Here is a 23,277-nt window from a genome sequence, read left to right as displayed (position 1 = left end):
GGGGCGGCAGGTATCGCCCCAATTAGGAGAGAAATCATGGTACAAACAACGGCAGCGGTTATCTGTGGTGAGAAAAACGTTCAATTAAGAACCTTTGATTTACCAAACATTTCAGCCGACGAACTTCTGGTTAAAAACATTTCAAACAGCATTTGTCTGTCCACTTACAAAGCAGCATTGTTAGGTAGCAAACACAAACGCGTTCCTGAAAACATTGATGAAGTGCCAGTGATGACAGGTCATGAATACGCAGGTGTGATTGTTGAAGTCGGTGAGAGTCTAAAAGACCGATTCAAAGCTGGCGATTACTTTGTTCTGCAACCTGCCATGGGCTTGCCAACAGGCTACTCGGCGGGCTACAGCTATGAGACATTTGGCGGCAACGCGACGTATTCCATCATTCCTAAAATCGCTATCGATTTAGGCTGTGTGCTGCCTTACCACGGTGACTACTTTGCAGATGCATCTTTGGCTGAACCAATGTCATGCATCATTGGTGCTTACCATGCGAGTTACCACACTACGCAATACGTGTATGAGCACGATATGGGCATCAAAGAGGGCGGAGCATTAGCGCTACTTGCGTGTGCTGGCCCAATGGGGATTGGTGCGATTGACTACGCGATCAACGGACCTGTAAAGCCAACGCTGGTGGTGGTTACTGACATTGATGCTGCGCGTTTAGACCGAGCTGAAAGCCTCATTCCCGTTGCAAAAGCCAAAGAGCAGGGCGTAGAACTGCACTACGTGAACACGGCTCAAATCGACGACCCGGTCGCGTATCTCAAAGCACTCAACGGTGGCAATGGTTATGACGATGTAATGGTCTACGCGGCGGTTGCTCAAGTGCTAGAACAAGCCGATGAGCTACTTGGCAATGATGGCTGCCTCAACTTCTTTGCTGGCCCAACGGATAAGAACTTCAAAGTGCCGTTTAACTTCTACAACGTGCATTACGAATCAACCCATATTGTAGGGACGTCCGGTGGTTCAAAGGGTGACATGGTGGAATCTATTGAGCTTTCCTCACAAGGCAAGATCAACCCATCTTTCATGATAACCCATGTTGGTGGCTTACAAGCTGCACCCCATACGATTCTGAATCAGTTGGATATTCCGGGCGGTAAGAAGTTGATTTACCCACATATTGACCTGCCATTGACGGCGATTGATGACTTTTTATCGCTGGCAGACCAAGACCCGTTCTTTGCGGAACTCGATGCGATTTTGTGCGCGAACAACTATGTGTGGAACGCGCATGCAGAAAAAGCGTTACTTGAGTTTTATGACGTGAGCTTAACGGTTTAGTTGCAACGAATTTGTGTGGTAGCCTTTGCGCTGCCACATAATGGAGAGGTCATAATACGTTGTCACGTGAAGATGAATTACTGGAGAAACTGGACGAGTGCGAAAATGCCACTGCGTTTCTTCAGGTTTCTAACAAAATAATTAACCTCAAGTTAAAAGCATTACTTCCGAGCGTGTTCGTCCAAGACGATCTAGTGAAGGAGTATGCTGTGGATCCTCTATTGAAAGAAGATGGTCCGTTGGTGACGACCGATGTGGTATCGAAGCTGATGTTTGCGATGGGCAAAATCTCTTTGGAAACTTACGCCGATATCGGATTGTACGATCAGGTCTTGGAGTACGTGGTTAGCCAACCTGAGAAAGTCGAATTCGCGGATGACGTGATTTACGATTTCATCAAAAACCAAGCGGTACTCTCTTCTCAGCAAGACAGCTTTTATCTTGAGTCGATCAATCAGCTTAAGTTCTCTTCGTTTGAGTCCTTTTCGCAAATGAGATACGAATCTCTCATCAAAACAGTGTTGAAGCTGTCGTGTGAAATGTTGATAGAAAGAATCGAAGGGGAGATCAATCAATAAGGGTTCACCATGAAAGTGAATTTAAACGTCAGTGGTTTTGAAACCGAAGCTACCTTTCCTGATGCCGACGTAAAGCGAATCCATCAACCTCTTATCGAAAAATTTACCCGTCTTTATCATGAGAAGCAGGAACGCATTGTGGTGTTCTTGTGTGCCCCTCCGGGCAGCGGTAAGTCAACCCTTGCTGCGTTCTGGGAATATCTCTCTGAACATGATGAAAGCCAAGAGCCTTTACAAGTGCTGCCGTTTGATGGTTTCCACTATCCAAATGAGATCCTCGACAACAATACGATTGAACGAGATGGCGAGCTCGTGCCTCTGCGCAGTATTAAGGGGTCCTATCAAACATTTAATCTGACGGAGCTTATCGACAAGCTCAAACAGCTCAAAATGAAAGATACAAAATGGCCATACTACGACCGCAATTTGCATGATCCAGTCGACGACGCCATTTTGGTAAATCGGAATGTGGTTGTCGTTGAGGGGAATTGGTTACTGCTTAATGAACCGGTGTGGAATGAACTGCATCGTTTGGCCGATTTTACCGTCTTTGTAGATACACAGCCTGAGTTTTTGCAAGAACGCTTAGTAAACCGTAAGATTCGTGGTGGTACAGAGCCAGAAGCTGCATTGGAGTTTTATTTGAACTCAGATGCCGTAAATGTAGATAAGGTTTTAAATCACTCGATTCCAGCAGATCTCACGCTGTTTCTGAATCAAAACGGTTCGTTCGAAATTCGATAATTCGTCCACAATTTAGGAGGTCACCATGGATATCGTCGTTGATAGCCACACCCATACTATTGCCAGTGGACATGCCTACAGCACCATTTTAGAGAACGCATTGGCAGCCAAGAATAAGGGGCTAAAACTTCTTTGTACCACCGATCATGCTCCCGAAATGCCAGGAGCCCCTCACTACTGGCATTTCAATAATCAAAGAATTTTGCCCCGCTTTTTACACGATGTAGGTATTCTCCGTGGTGTCGAAGCCAACACGCTGAATGTGAAAGGGGAGATAGACTTACCATCGTCTTCTGACCAACATCTTGACTGGGTGATTGCGAGTTTCCATGAACCCGTATTCAAGCCCGCAACCGAAGCTGAGCATACTGCCGCTCTAATAAATGCGATTAAAAGCGGCAGAGTGGATGTTCTTGGTCACTTAGGTAACCCAAATTACCCATTCGATATGGAACAGGTGCTGCGCTGCGCGAAAGAGCACAATGTTGCGGTTGAAGTTAACAATACATCTTTGACAGGCAAAAGCCGTAAGGGCAGTGATTCCCGTTGTGATCGCATTGTCGAGCTGGGCAAAGAGATTGGCGTTTACTTCAGTACCGGATCTGATGCGCACTTCTGTGAAGAGATCTCTAAGTTAGATTTGGCGATTGCTTTGCTGGAAAAACACGGTGTGGAAGAAGAGAAGATACTCACTACGTCTACGAGCCGATTCTTGAACTTCTTATTGCTGAGAGGTAAGGCGAGGATTCCAGAGTTTAAGGATTTTTACTAAGTAAAATCCCAAACACATTAAACGAAGTGTTTTCTTATACAGCCCTAAAACCCGCCAAGCTGCGGGTTTTATTCGTTTTGGGGAGGCGTAGAACAGACAACGCGACTGTCATATAAAGCGTGAAAAGAGGAATCAATGAAAAAGGGAACGAAGGCCATAATTCGAGAATATTATAGGCCGAGCGGGAATTTTATTGCTCTTAATCAGTCATAAGGTTATGAGCCGCTTTTTGTGTTCCGCTGTTCAATAACGAGCGATAACAGGCGAACAAGTAGGGACTGAGCTTCAGGAGACAGCAAGCGTGCAACGGCCATTAGATCATCTGCTGTTACGTGTTGAACGTCTCTTATATCCAATGCGATGTCGAGATCGGTCAAATGCAGAGAGCGCAGTATGGAGCGATATTGGGAAAGTTTCAGGTCGGATTCTCCACGCTCTATCCGTTGATACGTTTTCACGCTCATCCCTGCGATGTTTGCCATTTGTTCACGGGAGAGGCCACTCGCTTTCCTTCTCGCAATCAGTGCTTCAATAATAGGATCGACCTGCATGTGCTCTCCTGAAAGGACAGTTTTGACCTAAATAAAGCAAGAAGTGGACCAGTTTAACCATCTCATATTTACCTGTTTTGCAATCAGTATAAGAATAGCTATCTAATAAAAATGTACATATTTTAGTCAGTTATAAACTCAATGGAAAAGTATCAATCATACAAATCAATCGAGACAAAATCTTCAATTCGCAAAATGCAACGCATTTTAGATCAATTATTTAGCGAGCTTAATGAGCAGCATCGTGTCACTAAAGACAATGTTGTCGCTCTGACTCGACAGTCTCAACAGAGGTTGATGAACTACAAAGAGCTTTATCTTCATAAAGAATCGATAGGTGAGGTAGAGTTGCAGATTGCGTATGAAAATATGAGTGTGACTGAGAAGCAGGTCGCGGATATGGGCGTTTCAGCATTAACTTATATCATCGGAGCGTTAGATAAAGCGTATTAATAGAATGGGCAAGCTAGCTTAGATTTAGACAGTTTGGATAACACCAAAAAGAAAGGATGCAAATGCTGGGGAACCACACCCAGCATTCGGACACTCATTTACCTATAGTTTCGAACCGTAAATCAGTGTTTAGAGGTATGTGAACCGAACAGTGTCGGTACGCAGCGAATAATAGCGATATTGTCCGATCTAGGCTACGCCCCTGGAATCTAACACCTTTACTTGAACTGTAAATTAATTTGTACACCCATCCAAAATTGAGCGGTTGAGCACGTTCTTACTCTCATTAGGCGATAAAAGACTGATTAGTGATGAAAATAACAACACATCTTAGGTGAATGAGGAGAGTTGTTAAAATATATCGCTATAAGATTGACCTTTTGCTTTTCAATCGTCCTGCTTATGCCTTACAATCTTTTCGAACCAAATCCATTCACAACGAATGGGGTTGATGAATTAAGATGAACAATTTTGCTTCGAACCCAAAGTTGTGCGCATTTCATCAACGATGACATCGCCCAAAACGACTCTCAAGTGTTCATGTGCAATTGAATTAACCACCTTTTGCTGCATGTTTTCTTAGCCATACAAGGCTCTTGTAACATAGTGCTCTTGTAACCAAATTTTGGTTGAGTAGAGCGTTTTGTTGGGTGTGCTTTGGATGTAGCACAACTGGCGAGAAATAAACGGATTGAATTTAGAGGTATTAACCGTGAACCTAAAACTTGTCGGCAGCTCCCTGATTGTTGCAGGTACTGCTCTTGGCGCTGGTATGCTTGCTATACCAATGGTGCTTGCTCAATTTGGCCTCCTTTGGGGCACTCTTCTTATGTTATTCATCTGGGCTGGGACGACTTACGCTGCGCTGCTCCTTCTTGAGGCCAGTTGCAAAGTAGGCGGCGGCGTGAGCATGAATGCAATTGCTCGCGAAACGCTAGGTAAAGGTGGCCAGTTGGTAACCAACAGCTTGCTTTACGCCCTGTTAGTTTGTCTATTGATGGCTTATATCATTGGTGCGGGTGATCTCGTACAAAAAGTAACAGCCTCAATTGGGCTGCCAACATCTACGATCGCAAGCCAAGTCGGTTTTACTCTTTTAGTCGGTATCATTGTTTCGGCAGGTACAGGGGTTGTAGATAAGCTTAATCGCGGTTTGTTCCTAGGCATGATCGTGGCGCTGATTCTGACACTTTTTGCGCTTGCACCAAGCGTCTCGTTTGAGGGACTTGATGAAGTCGTGAGTGACGATAAGATGGCGCTAATTAAGACAAGCTCGGTGCTTTTCACCAGTTTCGGTTTTATGGTCGTGATCCCATCGCTTGTAACTTACAACAAAGAAGCGAGCAAAACTCAACTGCGTAATATGATTATCGTGGGTTCAACTATTCCGCTTGTTTGTTACTTATTATGGTTGTTAGCAGTTGTCGGTAACCTACCACCTCATGAGCTTGTTCAATACTCCAACGTAACGGAGTTGATCTCGGTATTAGGTCAGCAATACGAGGGTTTGGAGTTTATCCTATCCATGTTCACTGGGTTAGCACTGTTAACATCGTTCTTAGGTGTGGCAATGGCGCTATACGATCAAAATGCAGACCTACTGAAAGCAAGTAAGCCAGTGATTTTTGTTACTACTTTTGTGCTACCACTACTAGGTGCTGTATTTGCGCCAGAACACTTCTTGGCTATTCTTAGCTACGCGGGGATTATTCTTGTGTTTCTCGCGGTCTTTGTCCCATTATCAATGACAATGAAAGTGCGTCGAGTGCCAGTAGAAGATGACAGTATTTATGAAGCTGGTGGCGGCGTAATGGGAATGAGCATGATCTTCCTATTCGGCTGTTTCTTGCTGTTTGCCCAAGCAGTATAAAATCACGCTAGCTTATTTAAAAACTGAGCCGCCCGTTGTATAAGGGGCGGCTTTTTTGTGTTTATAACTCAAACACAGAAGACTTAAAAAGTTATCAATATCAGTGATACTTTACCTTTCTCTGATAATCACGATAAGCTTTGACCTTGTAGTAAAACTCCTTGGCGTAAGACTGACATGTGCAGTGATTCACCTACCTATTATGTTGCTATTGATATGAATAAGAGGCTCTGTTGTGTCAAAGCAATTATCTTTTGCCATGGTTGGCGTTATATTGTCTTTAGGTGTGTTTAGTACAGAAGTGATGGCTGACCCGAAACATAGGCATGGTCATCGATATGATCACCATCATGAGCATCACCATCATCATAAACGCAAGCACAAGCATAAACATAAACATAAGTATAAACATCGTGACGTTATTTATGTGGAGTCTCGACGACCAAGACGCAGTTACTACTACCACGACCGAATTCCTCGTAATAGTACCTACATAAAGATTGGAGATTTCACCTATTTAAAAGTGGATGATCGTTTCTATCGTCGCTCCAATGACCGCTATATCCATGTTGAATTCAACTAGAGTGGGAAAGGCAGCATAGCAAGCGTGATAACAGTTTTGAGCCGAGTGGCGACAACACTAAAAACTAGGCGCTCTAAGTCTAGATACCACTGCGATAGAGGTCTAAAAACAAAAACAGCGAGCATTGGCTCGCTGTTTTTGTTTAGGCGAAGACTAGACTGTAAATCGGTTTAATATTTGATCTTGTTTATGCACATCTTCTTGCTGTGCCTGCATAGCATCGTTAGTTCGATTTGCAGATTCGGCGACTTGAGTCGATAGGTCTTTAATATTCACCGTATTGTTGTTGATCTCCTCCGCAACTAAGCTTTGTTCTTCCGCCGCTGAGGCGATTTGTAAGTTCATATCAGAAATACGCTGAATCGCATCACGAATACGTTGTAGCGCGTTGTTTGCCAAGTCTGCTTTTTCTACGGCTTCTACAGCGCTACCCTTGCTTTGATGCATAGCATTTGCCACAGATGATGCGCCAGATTGCAGCTGCTCAATCATAGTACGAATTTCTGTTGTTGATTCTTGAGTTCGTTGCGCCAGTGTACGAACTTCATCAGCAACGACGGCGAAGCCTCGGCCAGATTCTCCCGCACGTGCGGCCTCGATTGCGGCATTCAGCGCGAGTAAGTTCGTTTGGTCCGCAATATCGTTGATGACTTTTAGAATCGTTTCGATGTTGGCGGTTGCAGATTCAAGCACTTGCACTTCTTCGACAGCAAGGTCAATGCTATCGGAAAGCATGTTGATCGTTTGTGTCGATTCACCGACCACAGAAGAGCCCTCAACCGTTGCTTGATCAGCTTCTTTGGCTGCACTCGCTGCGCCTTGCGCATTATTGGCAACTTCAGTCGCGGTAACAGACATTTCGTGCATCGCGGTGGCTAATTGTTCTAGCTCTTGTAGCTGAGTTTGAATAGCACCTGCCGAATCTTTTGCACCCTCAGCGGTGATTTGAGTGCCATTCAAAATTTGATCAGAAATACTCTTCGACTCAATAATTTGCTGTTGCAAGTTTTCCATGAACGTATTGAAGTTTGTAGCAAGCTCTGAGAATTCTTGGTCAGTATCAGTTTCAAGGCGCTGTGTAAGATCGCCTTTCCCAGACGCAACACCTTTAATCGCGTTGTTTAAAGTGTCCAGCGGACGCATGAGTGTGCGAATGAGCAGAGTCAGTGCAATAACAGAAGCAATCACGGCAATGATTGAATAAATAATAGCGCTGTTGCGAAGCTCTCCTACGGCAGAGTAGGCGATAGCTTCATCAATAACTGAACCCACGTACCAGTTCTCGCCCGGGATGTGAGTCAAGTTAATCATATAACGATCGCCATCGATCTCAATGTGTTGCGTTGATTGTGTAAGATCGACCTGTGGTAGGTAGCTACCAACTTTTTCACCGTTGTATTTGCTTTGAGGGTGAGCAATAGTTGTTCCATCAGCGGTGACCAAAAATAAGTAACCAGCGTCAAACAGATTCACTTGGTTGACGAGGTCAGAAAGGGTAGTTAGCTCAAGGTCATAAAACATACCAGCTAAGAACTGGCCGTTTTCTTTTACTGGTGTACCAACAGAGATGATGACGTTTTTTGAAGACGCATCGACGTATGGGTCTGTTACGACCAAATCGCCTTTGTTTTTAGCTGCGATGAACCAAGGACGTTGACGCGGATCGTAGTCTGGTCCTGCTTCCCAGCCGTCGTCATTTTCAATCACGAAGCCATTGCTTTCATAACCAAAGCCAATCGCAAGAAAGCTGGCTTTTGGTGTTGGTCGCTCAAGAATGTTCTGAACGTAGTTGTGTGAACTTGGATTAAGTTCGATAACTTCAGTAATAGAACGAGCGAGATCCTTTTTAGCATTCATTTCTGATTGCACGGTATTGCCAACACTGGTCAATATCTCGTTCACACTCGAGTCAATGTGCTCCTGCGTTTGGGAGCGGATCGTCATAACTTGTTGCGTCGACAGTAGTGACACGGTAATTAGCAGCAAAAATGACGAGGCTGTGACAACCTTATGTCTAAATTTCATGAGCTTTCCTCTGATTCTCCCGGTTGGCTTCACTATGCTTTCACCTCTTTTTGAACGGGCGAATTCGGCATCAAGAGAAACCTATTGTGTTTGGTTATCTTTTTTATCGACATCTTTGTCAAAAACATGAGTCTATTTGTTGTCTTTTTTAACCAAATTTAAACAAAACGGTAAGTTACGACAAAAACCGTGAGTTTGATCAGATTTGTGCGCTCTGTTAATGAAAGCGTAATAATGAAAAGAATTGCGTAAAGCATAGTGTTTCAGGTTGGCGTTATTGGTGAGATGAGAGCGACTTAACTGTCGTAAAAGGGGGCGTGATTGGAGCTGTTCGTTGTAAGTTATGAGCGTTTGCTAATTAAGTGATCTGAATAGAGCTGTAGATAGAGTTTTAGACCTAAAAAAAGGCCCCGACAATGCGGAGCCTTTGTTGATTGATGCTTTGATTTTAGAAAATCAGATGAGCAACACCAGCAATCACAGGTAATGTGATTAGCGTACGCAGAATGAAAATAACGAACAGTTCTACAATGTTTACTGGAATTTTGCTGCCTAGTAGTAGGGCGCCAACTTCTGACATGTAGATAAGCTGAGTTACTGACATTGCTGCAATAACAAAACGTGTCATTTCATTATCAATTGATGCCGCTAAAATTGCCGGGATAAACATATCCGCAAAGCCAACAACAATAGTCTGTGATGCGGCGACAGCTTCTGGAATTTGCAGTAGCTCTAGGTATGGAATGAATGGCTGACCTAGAATTTCAAATACAGGAGTGTACTCTGCAATCACTAATGCCACGGTACCCAGACCCATAACCACAGGCAGTACACCAAACACCATGTCGATTGCGTTATGTACGCCCTCTTTAAATACCGACTGAACAGATGTTACCTGACCCGCGCGCTTAAGTGCTAGATCCATACCCCATGAGAATGTGGTGTGGCCTTCTGGTACGGCGTCAGCATCTTTATCTGGGTTGCTGCCATCAATGTAGCGATCTTTCTTCAGGCTTAGCGGCGGTAAGCGAGGAATGATAACCGCAGCGACAATACCTGCTAAACAGATTGCGCCGTAGAAAGGTAGGAACAGATGCTCTAACTGTACCTGAGCGATAACCACTAAGCTAAACGTGATCGATACTGCTGAGAACGTTGTCCCGACAACAGCGGCTTCACGCTGAGTATAGAATTTATTTTCGTACTGTTTGCTGGTTAGCAAGATACCAACACTGCCGTCGCCTAACCAAGACGCCATACAGTCAATTGCACTACGGCCAGGCAGGTTGAATACCGGGCGCATGATTTTACTCAGTAATGCGCCAAACAGCTCAAGAAGACCAAAGTTCAGAAGAAGCGGAAGGAGTAGGCCCGCAAAAATGAACACCGCAAACAAAGTTGGTAGAAGACCGGTAAGAACAAGGCCACCTGTGTTTTCTTCCCAAATCGCTTTTGGACCCACTTGGAAGAATGTCATTAATACGGCTGCACCGCCGATTAAGCGAACAACAAGCCAAAGTGGCGATGGATTGAAAAGACCGTTTAAAAATCCATTACGTAAAATCGCTGCAGGCTTGAAAATTTTGCAAAGAACAGAAGCGACTGCCATGAAAGCGATGATACTGGTGACGATAGCGATCAAGGTATCGCCTAATACTGCCGGGATGACTTTTGCCATAACCGCAACAGGGATAGTTAGGCCGCCATCGTATGAGATCGGAGCCATAAAGAGTAGAAGACCGATTAGGGAAGGGATGAAAAACATCCAAAAGTTGCCCTTAGGAGCTTCAGTAGCATTAGTGGTGTTATGCATAGTTGTCTCGTGTTACTACTAGTCAATACTTGCCATTTCCATGACATAAATATTCACTAAACATCCGTATTTAATCACAGTTTTGCGGAGGGTACCCGCAAACTGCATCCATTGCAATACTATTCATTAAATACATCTAGTTATTCAGCCGATTTGTCGGGTAATTGGTCAAATAACGTATAAGTGTATACGAATATGTTGCTTGTGTTAGAAAATTGTAGCACGGAGCGCGGGCAGCGCAGAGAATTATGGGGCGCATTGTGACTGGAATAATAAAACGGTAAACAAATGTGACTTTGATCTAACTAACTTTTTGCCGGGAGCCCTGTTAGCCCTAGCTGTTATAAGGTTTTTTAGCTGCGTTACAACACGATAAAACGTTTATTATGATGTGCAGTGGTGAGAGAGTTGATCTACAACCGATTGAAGCATTCGGCCTCAATCGGTTCGAGATTTTATGCTTTTTGTTGGCGACTAAGCATGTAAAGGTAACTCCAGTAGATCAGAGCCGTAGCGAAAGCCAATATTGCAGGGAAAACGAGCGTATATAATCCATATACCACGAAAAGTGCGGCTCCTGCGACACCGCCAAGCAAGAATCCGAAGAAAATGAATAGGAATAGCTTTGCTTTACGTCGATCAAATTGGCGACCTCTTAAGCTTTCTCCAATCATAATCCCCAGATCGGTGATGATCCCAGTCATATGTGTGGTTCTGACTACTGCGCCGCTGAATGTAGTGATCATTGCGTTTTGTAATCCACATGCTGCTGACGCTAGATATTGGCCGTACAAATCCCCTTGCACCAAAAAGCCCAAACTGAGTAGGAGCAAGCTCCCTTCTATGCACAGTGCAACACCATATCTTCGCCCTAGTTTTAACGCACTGCTCTCAATAAAAAAACCGCTAAAGGCAGCACCGATCAAAAAGCTAAATACGATGAAGAGCAGGTGAATGGAGCTATCCACACCTGTTAGCAAGCTGTTCCCTAGCTGAGTTACGGTTCCCGAAAGATGTGTTATCGCTTGATGTTGAAAGCCGAGAAGACCAACGGCATTGACGCAGCCCGCGAGAAGGGCAAGTAGAAACGCGCCATATTCCACCCAACGAGGAAGTCTGGAAATCACAATAAAACCCCACCAAATGTTAGGAGCCGATTATAACGCTCACACCGCGTTACGAAACCCCTTACAGTAAAACTCGGTTGATCATTCTCAAAAAAATCTCACTTATCGAGCTTTTGCTTTGACCATGATAACGACATAGAGGGGGATTTCCCCTACCTGATGTGTTCCATTGTACATTCGAAACTCACCCATCCATGTTTCCTCTGTTCATAGATTGAAACCGTTGGTTGGTGGAACTCTTTATCAGTAAAAAGACCGACGGGAATGATCATGATTTCAGGAAATGTAGAGACCAATAAGCGCATTGTCGTGCCGCAAGAAGGGCAAAACTCATACTGAACCTCGCTGCCATCATCCCCCATTCGGGTATAGCAGGTGACTTCACCGTTTAAGGTTACGTGCTCTTTATCAAAGCGAGCCTGTACCCCAAACACACTGCCTGTCCGCTTTTGGCATTCAAAACAATGGCAGACAGATGTACGGATGGGTTCTCCCTTACAACGGATCTCAACTAAACCGCAGGCGCATTCGCATGTATGAATGGTTGTTGTCATCGTGATTACCTATTCTTCCCAATACACCAATGAATTTGGAACACTGAGAGCAGTGTCAGTGGCCAGTTATGAAATCTGGGCTTGAAAATCATTTGGATACAGTCAGTTTAGTTTAATTTTGAAACCCTTGAAGGGATGAAATCATTTGGGTATACAATGCTATACTCGCTTTTTCATTTATACCTTTAAACAAGGAAGTCTTCATGGCTCACAAAAGAATCCTGCCGATACCACTTATTCTTCTTATTCCGATCGTATTATTGGTCGTGGTTGTGATCGCGGGTGTTTATCGCTTTAGTTTGTCTGATGAAGAGATCATGGCTAAGTTCCCTCAATCGGAAGCAGAAACCAATGTTATTGTGCAAGAGACGCTGGGAATTACTTCACGCAACCCATGGACGATTCAAGTACCAGAGCAGGGAGCGGTCACTTTTCTTGATGAGTGGGATAAAGAAAACGGCTATTTGATAGGCGATTATGATGCAGGTGCGACAAAAGGTCAGGTACTCGTTCCAACTGCGTTTATTAGTCAGCGTGAGATTGAGAGTGTTTCATGGATTGCTGCACCGATGATTGTAACGACACAAGGTAGCGGTTCGTTTAACTATGTTGGCTTGTTCAAGTTTGACCCCGTGCCGAGCCGAGTTGTCCTTTTAGACAGTATTTTTGTCGGTGACCGCGTTAAATTTACCCAAATTACATGGGAAAGTGATGCCATTATCACGCTTTCATATTTAGCGCATGGTGACGATCAAGCAATGGCAGATACGCCAAATCAATTAAATTCATCCACATTAAAGCGTGTAGGGAATAACTTACATATGCAACAGTGATGAATTTTTTTTGAGTTCTGTAAAAATTCAGTGTTTTCTGCGCTAGATCTCGAAATTTCATAGTGATTTCTTATACGGGAATGCATAAGCTATGAGCCTTGTTTGAAAGGAGATAGTAATTCCCGTGTCTACAAATGAAATTACAAGACGGTTGCCGAATCTGACAAGTCGTAGAGCGCTGCTGTTATACTCCTTGCCAGTTTTAGTTGCGATTGGTGTTTCTCACTCTCTCAAAGAGTCATCTTTAACCAAAACCATCGCATTGAACCTGCCTGAATCTCAGGTCGTTGAAAAAATTCTTGATGCGACAACTGCCGAAGTTGTCACTCCCCCGAACTTCGAATATCAAATCCAAGCAGGTGACAACCTAAGCACTATTTTTAGCCAGCTCGGTTTCGGTTACAGCTCGTTAATGAAAGTAATGGAAACGGATTTGAACTACCTTGCACTTGATACACTAAAGCCGGGCAATACGCTCCGTTTTTGGCGTGATGATGCGACAGGTGAGTTAGAGAAAATGGAACTGCAATTTTCTATTGCAGATAAAGTGGTCTACCAACTAAATAGTGATGGTAGCTATGACTTTACCGATATCTCGATTCCTGGCGTGTGGCGCCAAGAACCATTGGTTGGTGTTATTCAAGGCAGTTTCTCTTCTTCTGCAAGTCGACTAGGTCTAACGTCGGCAGAAGTGAGTCAAGTTGTGAGCTTACTCAAAGAACAGCTCAACTTTGGGCGTGATCTTCGTGCAGGTGATCGATTTGAAGTCGTTCGTCGTTCGCAAAGCATCAATGGTGTGCCAACGGGCAAGAACGAAATTGAGGCGATTAAGATCTACAATCGCGGACGTGAAATCACGGCTTACCTTCATACCGATGGTCAATTCTACAATGCTAAAGGCGAGAGCTTGCAACGCGCATTCCAGCGTTATCCTGTAAGTAGCCGTTGGCGTATCAGTTCTGGCTTCAATCCTAATCGTTTACATCCAGTAACGGGGCGTGTCGCACCGCACAACGGTACTGACTTTGCCGTGCCAACCGGTACACCAGTCGTTTCTACTGGTGACGGTACAGTAATCATGACTCGTAAACACCCTTATGCGGGTAACTACGTGGTTGTTGAGCACGGCAGCAAATACAAAACCCGTTACTTACACCTAAGTAAGATCCTGGTTAAGAAAGGGCAAAAGGTTTCTCGAGGCCAGCGTATCGGTCTTTCCGGTAAAACAGGTCGAGTGACAGGGCCACACCTTCACTATGAATTGATTGAATACGGCCGTCCAGTTAACGCTATGCGAGCAAACATCCCAATGGCGAGCTCTGTTCCTAAGAAAGAGATGGCAACCTTTGTCGCGAACAGAGATGAAATGGATAAGCTATTACGCGATAAAGAGAAAGCAGTGCTGTAACAAAGTACTTCGCTCAAAAAATAAAAAGAGACTAAGCATAGCTTGGTCTCTTTTACTTTGTGCATTAACTAGATTTACATTCCATGACCGTCGCTTGTTTAGAGCTCTTAGGCGCTCCGCACTTCACGTTCATTTATCAGGTGTACGATTTCATCAACACTGTGTGGGCGAGAGTAGAAATAGCCTTGAATGTAGTGGCAGCCCATTTCAATTAATTTTTGTAATGCTCTATCGTCTTCTACGCCTTCGGCAATCAAATCCACATCAAGCAGTTCTGCTAATTGTGCTATCAAAAACACCACTTGTTCAGAGGTTGTATTTGAGAGCATGTTTTGAACGAAGGTTGCATCGATTTTAATGCTATCAATCGGATAATTGTGTATATAGTTCAAGCTTGAGTAGCCAGTACCAAAATCATCCAACGCGACCTTAAAACCTAAGTACCGCAATGAGTTAAGTACCATCTGTTCACGGCCACTTTGCGAGAGTAAAACGGTCTCGGTGAGCTCTATAACAAAGTCTTTTGCTTCATGCTGATACTTTTCAACCATGTTAGTTAGGTGGTTAATATAGCGGTTAGAGTCGACCAGCTCATACGCAGAGCAATTGATAGAGAGTTTAACTTTGTATCCTAAGTTGGCCTCTAGCTCTTGTTTTGCGATACATGCGAGCTCAATAATACGTTCACCCAACTCGATAATCAGGCCTGATTGTTCGGCAGCTTCAATGAATTCCGCAGGGGAGATGTTTCCGTAAACATTGCTGTTCCAGCGGGCTAGGATTTCAAAGTAATTCCAGCGATCGCTTGTGATATCTACGATTGGCTGAACAACGACATACAACTCTTCGCTATCATGTATGTCAGCGCTAAGTTGAATGCGCATAGCTTCAATAAGCTGCGTTCTACGGTGATAAAGGGCGCTAAGGTGTGTGTCGTAATGCTGAATTCGTGTATCGCGATGTTTTTTACAGTCTTTGAGAGCGAGACTGGCATTCAAAATTAGCTCATCGCTGTTCAACATATGTACTGGTGCGCGCGCGATACCAATACTAACAGTGAAAGAAATTCGGTTAGATTTGTCGCTGTAGCCGCTTTCAATTTTGTCGAGTACTTCCTGACACACGGCGACAGGATCTTCGTCGTAAGTAATGAAGGCGAATTCATCTCCTGCTACACGAAAAGCGTTGTTTGGCGATGACAAGCTTTGTTGAATGGCGTTCGCCGTAAACTTAATGATTTGGTCGCCGATGTAGTTTCCGTTGATATCATTGATCGATTTAAAGTTATCGATGTCTAGGTAAGCCAAACTGAATGGACGAGTGGCCTGTTGCGTCAATGTCTCCAAGGTATCAGCTAAACAGCTACGGTTGAGCAGTCCAGTTAGGTTATCATGCGATACTTCATAGCTAAGCTGATTAAGAAGCTTATCTGAACGTTCACTGACCCACTTTTCACGTAAGCTGTGAATAATGACATTGGCATAAAAGCGGTGGAAGTCGAGGATATCTTGCGCTTCCTTAGCGTGGATGCTTCGGGTAAACGTAGACAATAAAATTCCCAGAACCTCGCCATTTTGTGTCTTCAATGGCAGGCCAATGTAAGCCTGAATGCCATCCTCTTGAAACATCTGATCTTCAGGAAAGCGTTTGTAAACTTGGTCCTGATAGAAAATATGTTCGCCAATGTCTTTTGCCACTTTTTCACAGGGGGTGCCTGAAAGGTGGTAGCTTAGATTGTCTGTAATTTTTCCATTGCTAGCGAAGGAGATGGTATGAGCCGAATGCTGAAGATGCGCAACTTCTACAACGCAAGTGCAATGGCTCTGCAATTGTTGATGAATATCTAACGTGACTCGGTTTAGCTGAGCCGTGCCGTTTAGCTTCAATATTTCATCAATTTTGTGGAAACTGATTTGTACCTGACCCATTGAGCATTTCACCTAGCGTTGTGATTACCATATCGTGTGAGACACGAAGAATTATTATTTGATATGCATCAAATAAACTATCGGTTACTAAGGCGAATTTTTCAAATTTTGTGAACGAACAAATCATTATTTTCATGTTTTTATGCTTGAACCTTTTAAAGGTATAGCGATAAAAACGCTAAGCTAGGCGCGCTTCTCCTCTTCTAATCGCGATTTGAGATAATCGAGGAACAGCTTAGTTCGGGTATGCTGATAATCCAGCTTTGGATAGTAGGCATATACAGTGGCTTTATCCGCTGTGATATCGGGCAAGATAGGCACTAAAGCTCCGGATTTGAGATCATCTTTGATCATGACGTTATTCGTCATCAGAATACCCATGCCTCTTTTGGCACCATGAAACAGCGCTTCTGGGTTGGTCGTGGCAAAGTTACCGGACAAGCTGATACGTTTGCCTCGATTGGTTTTGATTTCTCGTGAGGGCTTTTCACCCCAAATCAGGACATTATGCTCTGTCAGATCCTCAACGCATTGTGGGGTGCCATATTTTTTTAGGTAACTAGGCGCGGCGTAAAACTGGGCTTTATGTTCGAAAAGTGCGGTGGCTTTGAAACTTAGCGAATTAAGTTGCTCTAATTCCCGGCTAATAAACAGGTCTAAGCTTAGCTCTGGCAATTGGCCCGGTAGCGTTGTCGTTAATTGAAGCGTAATGTCTGGATATTTCTCAAGAAAATCATCTAGGTAATGCACCAAAAACTTAGAACCAACCGCCAGTGTCGCGCCAATTTTCAATAACCCCGCTGGTGATTGATTGACTGAGCGAGTTTCATCTAATACTGATTGCCATGAATCCAACTGATTTTTTGCTCGTTGATAAAACAGCGCACCAGCTTCGGTTTGGCTAATAGAGCGGGTCGTGCGTTTAAGTAGCTGAACGCCAATTTTATCTTCTAGCCATTGAACTCGTTTACTGATAGCTGAGCTGGTGGTATTGAGTTTCCGCGCTGCAGCATTAAAGCTACCTTCTTCGACCACACGAATATAACTCTTCACGCTTTGAATCCAGTCCATTGTGTCTCCTTGGGAATTAATTCCTTTCCAACTTAGCTGATTATCATCTTTGAGTATCAAATATACACTGTTTGCCATCAATCTGTCACAAAGTAGGAGGAACGTTTGCGTAAAACACCATTGTTATTAGCGATGATGATCATTGCCACAGGCCAAGTTGGCGTTAGTATTTATCTTCCTTCTTTACCATTGATTGGTCATGACTTGAATTTGCCGCAACATTCGATTCAGAATCTCGTCACACTATTTCTCGTTGGTTTCGGTATCTCTCAGCTTTTTTATGGCCCATTGTCTGATGCGATTGGTCGTCGACCAGTATTTATTCTGGGCCAAAGTGTGTACCTAGTTGGTACGGTTATTTGTATCGCCTTTTCGGACAACATTATTGCTCTTGAAGCGGGGCGGTTACTTCAAGGTTTGGGAGCGGGCAGTGCCTCGGTGCTTGGTCGCTCCGTATTGCGTGACAGTTATGACGGTATGCAATTAACCAAAGCGCTATCTTATATTTCAGTCACGGCATCTGTGATGCCAATTATTGCTCCGCTGTTTGGTGGTTGGATTGCTTTTCACCTGAGCTGGCATGCTGTCTTTGTGTTTGTGCTGATTTACTTAATGGCAATTTTTACGCTTGGTTTATTGGTGCTGCCAGAAACGCTGCCTTACCCGAAGCGAAAATTTAAAGTAGGCCAGGTGAGTGCAAATTATTTGCGCCTGTTAACGAATACTCAAGTGATTGGTAGTGCGAGCTACAACTGGCTTAGTTATTTGTCGGCTCTGGTAACGCTTTCCTTGTATCCATTTTTAATGCAACAAGAGTTAGGCTTAACGGCGGCAGATTACGGTTCTTTGATGATCATACCGTCAGTTGGTTTGCTGACGGGCAGCTTGGTGCTTAATTTGATCAACGCTCGTTACAAAGCTCAGCAAATCTTGCTGATGAGTTTCGCGATTGTTGCTATTGCTGGCTTCATATTGTTGGTTACACCCTTCAGTGTATTTTCATTACTAGTGGCATTTACGTGTTTAAGTTTTGCCCAAGGCATGTCGTTTCCGGTATCAATTAGTTTGTTGCTGTCGCCACATAAGCAACAGGCCGGAGCGGTTTCTGCGCTATCTGGATCAATTCAAATGTGTTTAGCCGGGTTGTTTGGCGGATACTTGGTAGATTCTTGCGTCACGAATCAAAGCCAACTCGGGGTGTTTTATTTGTTTATTGCGTTACTTTCTTGTTGTGTGCTTGCATTGAGTCAATTTCGTAAAGTACCCAAAGGGACGATTCAAGCAGAAACTTCCACCTGAATATACTTGCAACGAAAGAGGCAGCTTTCTAAAATGCGCTGCTAAATTAAGTCAGGATCATTGTGTATATTGAATGACTCAGTTTGAGAGGAAGAGGGCAATGCCTGATGCTCCTCTCAAGCTTGGGGATACATTTCTGCCCAAATGACTATCCGATCTCTAATCGTTAGGTGAAAGAATGCAACAAAACGAATTTGAAACACTGGTAAAAGAAATTACTCAGCAAGAAAGCATGCCAAAGGCACTCGAAGTCTTGAAGGCGTGTGAGGAAGAAGAAGTTGCACAAGCGGCACAATCCCTAACGGGTCAGTTTGGTCTTGCAGAAGTTGATGGCGAGAAACGTATTTACCATATTACCACTCAAGAAGACGAGTCCGGGGAAGAGCAAGAATACGTGGAGCACGTCATGAATGAAGGCGATCACTTGATCAAATTTGCTGCGTGGTTCTTTGAAACATTCTTTGAAATCAAACAGAAAGATACGTACGTCGCAGCGGGTAAAACATACCAGCAACCTAAGCGATAGGCGCCCGTTTCGAAAAAGTAATCAGAACTAACCTGAAAGTTAATTACAAAATAAATGTGACGCCAGTCTTGTTTTTATCTAATTGTGGTGTAAAATTACAACATAGTTAAGTCAATACATTCAGGAGAAGGTCATGGGTAACGAACTTGGTGGTGCTTATATTGGCCAGATGATTGCAAAAGACGCGATGCACAAAGCGCTTTACGGTAAAGCGAAGAAGAAAAAAGCTTCTGTTTTTGCTCGTGTTATGAAAAAACTGGCGAAATAATTTAAAAAGCCCTGATTGAAGAATCAGGGCTTTTTGCTTTTATCTGTCTTGTTTTTAGTGGCAGCCTACATATTGAACAACATTGGTAAACCACTACTCAAAGACGGATGGCATTTGAATCAAACGCTAAGCGGATTGGCTTGGTATCTCCACGACATTATTAGGCACTTTATCTAGCCCCTTTGCTGCTAACCACTTTTCTAAATCGTCAGCGCCTCCAACATACTTTCCATCCAACCAGATCTGCGGCACTGTTACCGGCGTTTTTTCTCCAATGATGGCTTTTACTTCGGGGATCATGCGATACAAAGCGGCGCTGTCTTTAACCACGTCATGATACTCGTATTGAACACCAGCATCGTCAAGTAGTTGTTTCGCTTTGACACAGTAAGGGCAGGTGGCTTTACCATAAACAATGTTGCCTTTTAGCTCATCGCGTTTGACCCATTCAGCGATAACTGATTGCACAAGCACGCCCCGGTTTAGCGCTTCTCCTTGGCTGACCACTTTTCCTTCGACAATAAGAATCGGTGCATGCCAGGCCCCTGCTTTTAATGGTTCCCACCAATGTGATAACCAATCTTTTACTTCCAGTTCAACGGGGACATCAGCGAGTTCGTTTTTAAAAGTATCCGTCAAAATATCTTTAGTTAACGTACATTCACCACAAGGAATATTGACTTTGAATGGACCCCAACTACCAGCCCAGCGGTACAGTGTAATTTTGATTGGTTGACTCATATGGTGTTCCTCATTTCCTTTCCTGAAAATATAGAACCTTGAAATTAGACTTTTCTTTCAACTAGCTTTGTCTTTTTCGATTCCCAGTGCGTAATAAACGCAATGGAGGCAATAATAATCGCGGCGCCTAGCCATAAACGACCAGGTGGTACCCAGCCAAACACCAACCAGCCAGCAACGACATTCAAAGGCAGTTTTGCGTGATCAAATGGTTGCACAAACGAGGCGTCTGCAATTGCGTACGCTTTAACGATAGCCCATTGAGCGAGTGCAGTAAGCGCGCCTGCGGCTAAAAGTACGCCCCATATCGTCCAGGTATTTGGCATAGTAAATGTCGGTATTGCCAATAAGATATTAAACGGCGTTATCAGCAGTAATAAATAGACAACCATGGTTGAGGGCGGATCGTTGACCGACATTTTCTTTACCATCAGAGAATACGCTGCCCAGAAAAATGCGGCGCCAACAGGAAGCAGGGTCGCCCATGTAAATGAATCTGCCCACGGCTCAAGAATGATCATAGCACCAACGAACCCTGTTAATGTCGCTAACCAGCGTGCAGTACCTACTTTCTCTTTGAGTAACAAGCCAGATCCAACCGTTGCAAATAATGGAGAGGTCATCAGCAGCGCAATGCCTTGCCAAATCGGAACTGGATAAGCGAGTGCCCAAAGCCAAAGCTGAATCCCGATAACAGAGAGAAAAATACGGAAGGTATGCCAACCAAAGTGTTGGGTTCTTAGTGAGCGTCTAATTCCAAGTGTACGCAGATAGGGCAGAATGACAAATAAGGCAATAGCGTATTGGAATAATGCGAATGTGGTGGAAGAGACACCAAAGTTGATGCTAGCAATTTGGGCGAAGCTGTTCACTATGGCGAATGCCAAGCCAGCTGTTAGCATCCAGGACGCACCTTGAACAGGATGATGATTCAATTGAAAAATTCCAGTTTGATAGAGGTGGCGGGATCATACGTCCTATTGTTTTTCGCGCCAATAAAAAAATGCCTCCCAGAGGGAGGCGACATTACCAATTCAAAGGACGTGCCTGTTATAACAGGTACAAAGAACGAGAAGCACAAACGCTGCCATGCATTTGCATAATTGGTATTGCAGAACGCGTGCCAGTTTTTATCTATTTGATTTTAATTGTCTTTTTTATTTTAGTTCGGTTGGCTATTAGGAGAAATGCACTAACTTAGTGACAAATCGCATTAAAAGAGGGCAGAGGCAGGAGTCACTACGCTCGTTTTTCATTGCAGAGCGACGTTTGGATAGTGTGAAAACTTATTGAGTTATGTTGGGTTACACAAAAAATGGCCAGCAAGCATGCTGGCCAAGTGGACTCGCTCTTAGGACAAGAGTGAATTAGAAATCGTAACGTACGCCTAGGCGCAGTGTATCTTCGCCTTCTGTTACTAGACCTGTTGTTGCATCTTTTGCTTCATCAAGTTGGTTGATGTAGTAAGACAGGTAAGTACGGAAGTTGCTGTTTAGTTTGTAGTAACCAACAAGCTCGATACCTTCAACGGTGTCGTACTTTGAACCGTTGTCTGGATCATTCTCTTGAGCTGTGTATAGCGCAGCAAGTGTCACTTTGCTCGCTACTTTGTAGCTTGCGACTAGCTCGTAAGCCGTAAAGTCTTCAGCGTCAGTCAATGAACCTTGAGAGTAAGTACCTGCTAGGTAAAGGTTATCCATCGAGTAAGCGATACCACCTAGAATTTGATCTTCAGAGTTGTCTTTATCTACGTCGCCACCAGAATATGCAAGACCGAGGTCTAGGCCCATTGGCAGTGAGTACATTCCAGAGATGCCGTATTTATCTTCGTTATCACTAGAGTTTGCTTGGTAGGTTGCTTGCAGTTGTAGCGCATCAAACGCACCACGGTATGCGAAAACGCTGTCTTGCTTATCAGAAGAGGAATCGATAACTTGCTGAACACCAGAGAACTCAGTGATATCCGTCATGTCAGAGATGATGACTGCAGCCATGTCTTGACGACCTACAGAGAAAGCACCGATATCAGAGTCGACACCCGCATACATGTAGCGGTTTTTGAATTCACTCTTGCCCGTTTTTTGTTCGGCTTCGTAAACACCGAATGCAGAAAGGCCATTGCCGATGTCCGTTTTACCTTTTAGATTAAGACGAGCGCGGCTTTTATCTTCCATTGAGCCTTCAACTTCAGCACCACCTGAACCGATGAAGTCACCACGGAACTCAACGCGGCCGCCAACTTTTAATTCAGTACCGTCGTTTTTGTATACTGTTGCTGCGAATGATGGTGCTGATACCAATGCTGTAAGAATTGCAGTAGTTAGTGCTGCCTTTTTCATTTTCTTATTACCCTAGTTGTAATCGATGGGCTTTCTTGCCCGATGTGTTGATGACGCTAAGGTAAACGCTGAAAATGAAAGATAGATTTCTGTTAAGTTATGATTTGATTGCACTTTTATTGCTGGCGAGAATAAGTGCCCCTTCTTATATCTCTTATAAAAAGAAAGGTTTTATCTTTTTTGAGGTTTTTCTGCCTTCTATTGGAGACCGTGCTTTTTTCAAAAAAGTTCCTGAACCTATTTTTGTTCCAAAATGTAAGTAAATATTTCATTTTGACGGGAAAGTTATTTTCAAAAGTTGGGGTTCATCAAGTATTTGTGAGCACTATCTCGTTAAAGCATTTCTTTTTGTAAGGTTTTTACGCCTGGATTTTTTTTCGGATAAGTAAACGTTTGCTTTTTAGTTTTTTGCTGAGAATTTTTCACTCGGTTATCAGGAACTAATCAAATAAAGTGTCGGCAGTTGTTACACAAAGGTAAATCCAT

At 43.8% G+C, this 23,277-nt stretch carries 23 protein-coding genes; 13 read left to right on the top strand and 10 right to left on the bottom strand.

Annotated elements, in window-relative coordinates:
• Positions 1 to 36 precede the first annotated feature (36 nt).
• Genes FR741_RS21225 through FR741_RS21210 form a run of 4 tightly spaced genes read left to right on the top strand, consistent with a single transcriptional unit; the run spans position 37 to position 3,402 of the window.
• Positions 37 to 1,308, top strand: a complete 1,272-nt coding sequence (locus FR741_RS21225; protein WP_167427649.1) for a zinc-binding dehydrogenase — start codon at positions 37 to 39, stop codon at positions 1,306 to 1,308.
• 59 nt (positions 1,309 to 1,367) lie between these two features.
• Positions 1,368 to 1,886 carry an MltR family transcriptional regulator gene (locus tag FR741_RS21220; RefSeq protein ID WP_005435522.1) on the top strand — a complete coding sequence of 173 codons (519 nt, stop codon included), beginning with the start codon at positions 1,368 to 1,370 and terminating at the stop codon, positions 1,884 to 1,886.
• Between the two features lie 9 nt (positions 1,887 to 1,895).
• Complete coding sequence (locus tag FR741_RS21215) at positions 1,896 to 2,630, top strand: nucleoside/nucleotide kinase family protein (RefSeq protein ID WP_005391222.1); 735 nt, start codon at positions 1,896 to 1,898, stop codon at positions 2,628 to 2,630.
• 25 nt (positions 2,631 to 2,655) lie between these two features.
• On the top strand, positions 2,656 to 3,402 hold the full coding sequence (locus FR741_RS21210) for a phosphatase (RefSeq protein ID WP_006742088.1): 747 nt from the start codon (positions 2,656 to 2,658) through the stop codon (positions 3,400 to 3,402).
• A 215-nt stretch (positions 3,403 to 3,617) separates the two neighbouring features.
• Here the strand turns inward: FR741_RS21210 and FR741_RS21205 are convergent, their stop codons facing one another.
• A complete protein-coding gene (locus FR741_RS21205) occupies positions 3,618 to 3,953 on the bottom strand; it encodes a helix-turn-helix domain-containing protein (RefSeq protein ID WP_005391220.1) in 336 nt (111 codons plus the stop codon).
• Positions 3,954 to 4,094: 141 nt separating this feature from the next.
• On the opposite strand from FR741_RS21205, the gene FR741_RS21200 reads away from it, so the two are divergent.
• The 3 genes from FR741_RS21200 to FR741_RS21190 all read left to right on the top strand — a co-directional run bounded on the left by FR741_RS21200 (position 4,095) and on the right by FR741_RS21190 (position 6,859).
• On the top strand, positions 4,095 to 4,406 hold the full coding sequence (locus FR741_RS21200) for a hypothetical protein (protein WP_167427648.1): 312 nt from the start codon (positions 4,095 to 4,097) through the stop codon (positions 4,404 to 4,406).
• A gap of 712 nt (positions 4,407 to 5,118) precedes the next feature.
• Positions 5,119 to 6,276, top strand: coding sequence for an amino acid permease (locus tag FR741_RS21195; protein ID WP_124007587.1), 1,158 nt, complete (start codon positions 5,119 to 5,121; stop codon positions 6,274 to 6,276).
• A 235-nt stretch (positions 6,277 to 6,511) separates the two neighbouring features.
• Positions 6,512 to 6,859, top strand: coding sequence for a hypothetical protein (locus FR741_RS21190; protein ID WP_074189907.1), 348 nt, complete (start codon positions 6,512 to 6,514; stop codon positions 6,857 to 6,859).
• Between the two features lie 153 nt (positions 6,860 to 7,012).
• Here FR741_RS21190 and FR741_RS21185 read toward each other — a convergent pair whose 3' ends face one another.
• The 4 genes from FR741_RS21185 to FR741_RS21170 form a co-directional block, all read right to left on the bottom strand.
• Positions 7,013 to 8,884, bottom strand: a complete 1,872-nt coding sequence (locus FR741_RS21185) for a methyl-accepting chemotaxis protein (protein WP_048625268.1) — start codon at positions 8,882 to 8,884, stop codon at positions 7,013 to 7,015.
• A 448-nt stretch (positions 8,885 to 9,332) separates the two neighbouring features.
• Complete coding sequence (locus FR741_RS21180; RefSeq protein ID WP_041853121.1) at positions 9,333 to 10,697, bottom strand: YjiH family protein; 1,365 nt, start codon at positions 10,695 to 10,697, stop codon at positions 9,333 to 9,335.
• A 455-nt stretch (positions 10,698 to 11,152) separates the two neighbouring features.
• Positions 11,153 to 11,824, bottom strand: coding sequence for a YoaK family protein (locus FR741_RS21175; protein ID WP_006742080.1), 672 nt, complete (start codon positions 11,822 to 11,824; stop codon positions 11,153 to 11,155).
• Between the two features lie 152 nt (positions 11,825 to 11,976).
• Entirely contained in the window at positions 11,977 to 12,378 is a 402-nt protein-coding gene (locus tag FR741_RS21170) for a GFA family protein (RefSeq protein WP_080955925.1), read from the bottom strand.
• Positions 12,379 to 12,581: 203 nt separating this feature from the next.
• Here FR741_RS21170 and FR741_RS21165 point away from each other — a divergent pair, with 203 nt between their 5' ends.
• Entirely contained in the window at positions 12,582 to 13,211 is a 630-nt protein-coding gene (locus tag FR741_RS21165; RefSeq protein ID WP_167427647.1) for a hypothetical protein, read from the top strand.
• A gap of 124 nt (positions 13,212 to 13,335) precedes the next feature.
• On the top strand, positions 13,336 to 14,619 hold the full coding sequence (locus tag FR741_RS21160) for a peptidoglycan DD-metalloendopeptidase family protein (protein ID WP_074189911.1): 1,284 nt from the start codon (positions 13,336 to 13,338) through the stop codon (positions 14,617 to 14,619).
• A gap of 107 nt (positions 14,620 to 14,726) precedes the next feature.
• Here FR741_RS21160 and FR741_RS21155 read toward each other — a convergent pair whose 3' ends face one another.
• Both FR741_RS21155 and FR741_RS21150 read right to left on the bottom strand, forming a co-directional pair.
• Positions 14,727 to 16,547, bottom strand: coding sequence for a putative bifunctional diguanylate cyclase/phosphodiesterase (locus FR741_RS21155; protein ID WP_006742077.1), 1,821 nt, complete (start codon positions 16,545 to 16,547; stop codon positions 14,727 to 14,729).
• Positions 16,548 to 16,730: 183 nt separating this feature from the next.
• Positions 16,731 to 17,618 carry a LysR family transcriptional regulator gene (locus FR741_RS21150; protein WP_005391202.1) on the bottom strand — a complete coding sequence of 296 codons (888 nt, stop codon included), beginning with the start codon at positions 17,616 to 17,618 and terminating at the stop codon, positions 16,731 to 16,733.
• 105 nt (positions 17,619 to 17,723) lie between these two features.
• Here FR741_RS21150 and FR741_RS21145 point away from each other — a divergent pair, with 105 nt between their 5' ends.
• The 3 genes from FR741_RS21145 (at position 17,724) to FR741_RS23730 (ending at position 19,711) form a co-directional block, all read left to right on the top strand.
• Positions 17,724 to 18,917: a multidrug effflux MFS transporter gene (locus FR741_RS21145; protein WP_167427646.1), complete on the top strand. Its 1,194-nt coding sequence runs from the start codon at positions 17,724 to 17,726 to the stop codon at positions 18,915 to 18,917.
• Between the two features lie 178 nt (positions 18,918 to 19,095).
• Positions 19,096 to 19,443: a hypothetical protein gene (locus FR741_RS21140; RefSeq protein ID WP_005391198.1), complete on the top strand. Its 348-nt coding sequence runs from the start codon at positions 19,096 to 19,098 to the stop codon at positions 19,441 to 19,443.
• A gap of 133 nt (positions 19,444 to 19,576) precedes the next feature.
• Positions 19,577 to 19,711 (top strand): hypothetical protein, encoded by a 135-nt coding sequence (locus tag FR741_RS23730; RefSeq protein WP_005391196.1) that lies wholly within the window; start codon positions 19,577 to 19,579, stop codon positions 19,709 to 19,711.
• A gap of 126 nt (positions 19,712 to 19,837) precedes the next feature.
• On the opposite strand, the gene FR741_RS21135 is transcribed toward FR741_RS23730, so the two are convergent.
• From FR741_RS21135 to FR741_RS21125, 3 genes are all read right to left on the bottom strand, one after another.
• Complete coding sequence (locus FR741_RS21135; RefSeq protein ID WP_053809571.1) at positions 19,838 to 20,452, bottom strand: glutaredoxin domain-containing protein; 615 nt, start codon at positions 20,450 to 20,452, stop codon at positions 19,838 to 19,840.
• 44 nt (positions 20,453 to 20,496) lie between these two features.
• Positions 20,497 to 21,354 (bottom strand): DMT family transporter, encoded by an 858-nt coding sequence (locus tag FR741_RS21130; protein ID WP_167427645.1) that lies wholly within the window; start codon positions 21,352 to 21,354, stop codon positions 20,497 to 20,499.
• A 465-nt stretch (positions 21,355 to 21,819) separates the two neighbouring features.
• A complete protein-coding gene (locus tag FR741_RS21125; protein WP_048625262.1) occupies positions 21,820 to 22,791 on the bottom strand; it encodes a porin in 972 nt (323 codons plus the stop codon).
• Between the two features lie 74 nt (positions 22,792 to 22,865).
• Here FR741_RS21125 and FR741_RS21120 point away from each other — a divergent pair, with 74 nt between their 5' ends.
• Complete coding sequence (locus FR741_RS21120) at positions 22,866 to 23,054, top strand: hypothetical protein (protein ID WP_167427644.1); 189 nt, start codon at positions 22,866 to 22,868, stop codon at positions 23,052 to 23,054.
• The last annotated feature ends 223 nt before the right edge of the window (positions 23,055 to 23,277 follow it).

It is taken from the genome of Vibrio diabolicus, assembly GCF_011801455.1.
Taxonomy (GTDB): Bacteria; Pseudomonadota; Gammaproteobacteria; order Enterobacterales; family Vibrionaceae; genus Vibrio; species Vibrio diabolicus.
The sequence above is the reverse complement of the archived record's forward strand: the minus strand, read 5'-3'. Positions and strand labels throughout refer to the sequence as shown.